Raw genomic sequence first — 3,619 nt, 5'->3', positions numbered from 1 at the left:
CGATCCCCTGCAGTACTACCGCACCCTGCGCGAGGAGCGGATCGCCGCCGACCGCATCGAGCGGCTGGTGAACTCCTCGCTCCGCCAGGTGCTCGGCACCGCCACCTCGACGGACATCATCTCGGGCCGGCGCGGCCAGCTGATGCAGCGGATCCTGCAGGACGTGGCGACCCGGGCCGAGAGCTCGCGGCTGGGCATCCAGATCATCGACGTGCGCATCAAGCGCGCCGACCTGCCCCAGGCCAACCAGGCGGCGGTGTTCCGCCGCATGCAGACCTCGCGTCAGCAGGAGGCGGCCCAGATCCGCGCCGGCGGCGAGCAGCGCAAGCGCGAGATCATCGCCTCGGCCGACAAGGAGGTCTCGATCACCCTGGCGACCGCCACCGAGGAAGGCGATCGCACCCGAGGCGAGGGCGACGCCCAGCGGACCCGCATCTTCGCCGACAGCTTCGGCCGCGACCCGGGTTTCGCGAGCTTCTACCGCTCGATGCAGGCCTACGAGGCCGCCTTCGGCCAGGGCGACACGACGATGGTGCTCTCCCCCGACAGCGAGTTCTTCCGCTACTTCGAGCGCGGGCCGGGGGGCTAGCGGTTCAGGCTAGCTGAGTAGCCCCCTCACCTCGTGCAGGTCGCGGGCGATGCGGACGCACAGGCCGTGCATCTCGTCGGTGGGGTCGAGCAGGTCGGGGACCATGATGGTCATCATCCCGGCCGAGGACGCCGCCCGGACGCCGTTGTGGGAGTCCTCCAGGGCGAGGCAGTCAGCCGGATCGACGGCGAGCCGCTCGGCGGCCCTGAGGTACGGGTCCGGCGCAGGCTTGCCCCTCTCATAGTCGCCGTGCGCCACGATCGCGTGGAAGCGCTCAGTCATATTCTGAGCTGCCAGGTGATGGTCCACGGTGCCGCGCCCCGAGGAGGTGGCGATGGCGCGCGGCAGGCCCAGATGGTCGAGGTGATCGAGAAGCTCGACGACGCCGGCCTTCAGGCACAACTGCGTCTCCGCCATCGCCCGAAACCGCTTGCCTGAGTCGGCCCAGAACGCCTCCACCGCGAACTCGCGGCCGTAGTGGGCGCGCATCTGCTCCGCACTGCCCTCCCCCGTCAGGCCAACCATGCTGCGGAAGAGATCCAGCGGCATCTCGCGGCCGATCTCCGCCGCCGCCTGCTTCATCGCCTCGAAGTAGAGGGTCTCGGTGTCGAACAGCAGGCCGTCCATGTCGAAGACGACGGCGCGGACTTGTCTCGGAAGGCTCATGGCCGGGCCTGTAACGGCGTTCGGGCCGGGCGCGAAATCAACCGTTGCGTCAGTCCGTTACGAACTCTTCGGCACGGTAGCCCTGGAAGTAGAGCAGCGCGGTGAGGTCCGCGAAGTCGACCTTGGCGTCGGCCTCGGCGGCCACGATGGGCTTGGCGCGGTAGGCGACGCCCAGGCCCGCGGCCTTGATCATCGCCAGGTCGTTGGCGCCGTCGCCGACGGCCATGGTGGCCGAGAGATCGAGGCCCAGGGCCGCGGCCTCCTCGGTCAGCGCGGCGAGCTTGGCTTCGCGGCCCAGGATCGGCTCGCCGACCAGGCCGGTGAGCGCCCCCTCCCCTTCGCCCAGGGTGTTGGCCCGCTGGGCGTGGAAGCCGGCGGCCTCGGCCACCCGCAAGGTGAAGAAGGTGAACCCGCCGGAGACCAGCAGGCAGCGGGTCCCGTCGGCGGCCATGGTGCGGACCAGGGTGCGGGCGCCCGGGTTCAGCCGGACCCGCTCGTCGTAGGCGGACTGGAGAGCCATGACGGACAGCCCCTTCAGCATCGCCACCCGCTCGCGCAGGGCGCCCTCGAACTCCAGCTCGCCGCGCATGGCCCGCTCGGTGATGGCGGCGATCTCGGCCTTCTTGCCGGCGTAGTCGGCCAGCTCGTCCAGGCACTCGCAGCCGATGATGGTGGAGTCCATGTCGGCCACGAACAGCCGCTTCCTGCGGCCCTCCAGCGGCTGGACGACGACGTCGACCGGCGCGCCCTCGACGGCCTGCAGCGCGGCGGTGCGCACTTCGGCGAGCTCCGCCGCGTCGAGGATCAGGTCGACGGCGGCCTCGCCCAGCGGCCGAGGCTCCTTGACGCGAGCGCGCACGTCCTTCAGCGCTGCGAGGATTCTGGACTGGCCAAAGGCGAGGGCGTCGCGCTCGGGGCCGACGACGGTGAGGGCGAGCTGCATGGAGCCCCGCATCTGGCTGATCGCCGGCCCGACCGCAAGCGGCAAGTCCGCCCTCGCGGCGAAGCTTGCGCGCGAGAGCGGCGGCGAGGTCGTGGGCGCCGACTCCATGCAGCTCTACCGCGACCTCCAGGTGCTGACCGCCCGCCCCTCGCCTGAGGAGCTGGCGGGCGAAGCGCCCCACCACCTGATGGGCGTCGCCGACGCCGCCGAGGCCTGGTCGGTGGGGCGGTGGGTGCGGGCGGCCGAACCGCTGATCGCGCAGATCCTCGCCCGTGGGGCGCCGGCCATCGTCGCCGGCGGCACGGGGCTCTACTTCGCCGCCCTCACCGAGGGCCTCGCCGACGTTCCGGAAGTGCCAGCCGAGGCCCGCGCCCAGACCGCCGAGGACTACGACGCGCTCGGGGAAGCGGCCTTCCGCGAGCGGCTGGCCGGCGTCGATCCCGAGGCGGCGGCCAGGATCGCGCCGGGCGACCGCCAACGCCTGTGCCGCGCCTGGGAGGTGCACGCGGCGAGCGGCGTCTCGCTCACCGAATGGCAGGCGCGGACCCGGCCCGTGCTGGCGCCGGGCAGCTGGCGCGAGGTGGTGCTGGAGCCGCCGCGCGCCGCGCTCTACGCCCGCTGCGACGCGCGGCTGGAGTGGATGGTGGAGCACGGCGCGCTGGACGAGGTCCGGGCGCTGATAGCCCGCGGCCTCGCGCCCGACCTGCCGGTCATGAAGGCGGTGGGAGTCCGCGAACTGGCCGACCACATCGCCGGCCGCACCGACCTCGAAGCCGCTTTGGCCGCTGCCCAGCGGGAGACCCGCCGCTATGTGAAACGCCAGAGCACCTGGCTGCGGCATCGCATGAGCGGCTGGCCGCGCATCACCGCCCTGGAGCCGGAGGCGCAGTGGAGGCAGTTTCTTGCGCTGGAGCCCGCCTTGACGCCTTGATGGCGGCATGCGATGACCTCTCCAGCTCAGTTGGAGAGAAATCTCGTGCGCGAGATGCTTGTAGTTTCGAGGCGACCGGTAACGGCCTGACCCCCGTCAGGACCGCGTACGGTCGCTTGCACCAGGCCCCTCGCGGGCCTTTTTTGTTGCCCAATCCTACCCCTCAAGGCCTGCCCCAATGACCGCCCACCAGACCATCGAAGCCGACGCCGAAACCCTGACCGGGGCCGAGATCGTGGTCCGCGCGCTCCTCGACCAGGGCGTCGAGGTGCTGTTCGGCTATCCGGGCGGAGCGGTGCTGCCGATCTACGACGCGCTGTTCGCCGAGCCGAAGCTGCGGCACGTGCTGGTCCGCCACGAGCAGGGCGCGACCCACGCGGCCGAGGGCTACGCCCGCTCGACCGGCAAGCCCGGCGTCGTGCTGGTCACCTCCGGCCCGGGCGCGACCAACGCGGTCACCGGCATCGTCGATGCGCTGATGGACTCCATC

General features: G+C 71.7%; 5 protein-coding genes. 3 read left to right on the top strand and 2 right to left on the bottom strand.

Translation table 11 applies throughout. From position 1 onward, the window contains the following. Nucleotides 1-589: protease modulator HflC (locus VHK87_RS13800; RefSeq protein WP_329635465.1), on the top strand; the 589-nt coding region annotated here is incomplete at its 5' end. A gap of 9 nt (nt 590-598) precedes the next feature. Here VHK87_RS13800 and VHK87_RS13795 read toward each other — a convergent pair. Both VHK87_RS13795 and serB read right to left on the bottom strand, forming a co-directional pair. Next, nucleotides 599-1,255, bottom strand: a complete 657-nt coding sequence (locus VHK87_RS13795; protein ID WP_329635464.1) for an HAD family phosphatase — start codon at nt 1,253-1,255, stop codon at nt 599-601. A gap of 49 nt (nt 1,256-1,304) precedes the next feature. Further along, nucleotides 1,305-2,198: a phosphoserine phosphatase SerB gene (serB, locus tag VHK87_RS13790; RefSeq protein WP_329635463.1), complete on the bottom strand. Its 894-nt coding sequence runs from the start codon at nt 2,196-2,198 to the stop codon at nt 1,305-1,307. On the opposite strand from serB, the gene miaA reads away from it, so the two are divergent. Next, the gene (gene miaA / locus VHK87_RS13785) at nt 2,197-3,129 is read left to right on the top strand and encodes a tRNA (adenosine(37)-N6)-dimethylallyltransferase MiaA (protein WP_329635462.1); all 933 of its coding nucleotides are present in this window, start codon (nt 2,197-2,199) and stop codon (nt 3,127-3,129) included. The two genes, serB and miaA, sit on opposite strands and share 2 nt — an antisense overlap. A 178-nt stretch (nt 3,130-3,307) precedes the next feature. Further along, nucleotides 3,308-3,619 (top strand): thiamine pyrophosphate-binding protein (locus VHK87_RS13780; RefSeq protein WP_329635461.1); only part of this gene is annotated, 312 nt, incomplete at its 3' end.

This window comes from Phenylobacterium sp. (assembly GCF_036263695.1).
Classification (GTDB): domain Bacteria; phylum Pseudomonadota; class Alphaproteobacteria; order Caulobacterales; family Caulobacteraceae; genus Phenylobacterium.
This window is presented reverse-complemented; position numbering and strand designations above follow the sequence as displayed.

Excerpts from the sequence above, each read along its gene's own strand:
- VHK87_RS13795 (WP_329635464.1), bottom strand. The coding sequence starts at position 1,255 with ATGAGCCTTCCGAGACAAGTCCGCGCCGTCGTCTTCGACATGGACGGC.
- serB (WP_329635463.1), bottom strand. The coding sequence starts at position 2,198 with ATGCAGCTCGCCCTCACCGTCGTCGGCCCCGAGCGCGACGCCCTCGCC.
- miaA (WP_329635462.1), top strand. The coding sequence starts at position 2,197 with ATGGAGCCCCGCATCTGGCTGATCGCCGGCCCGACCGCAAGCGGCAAG.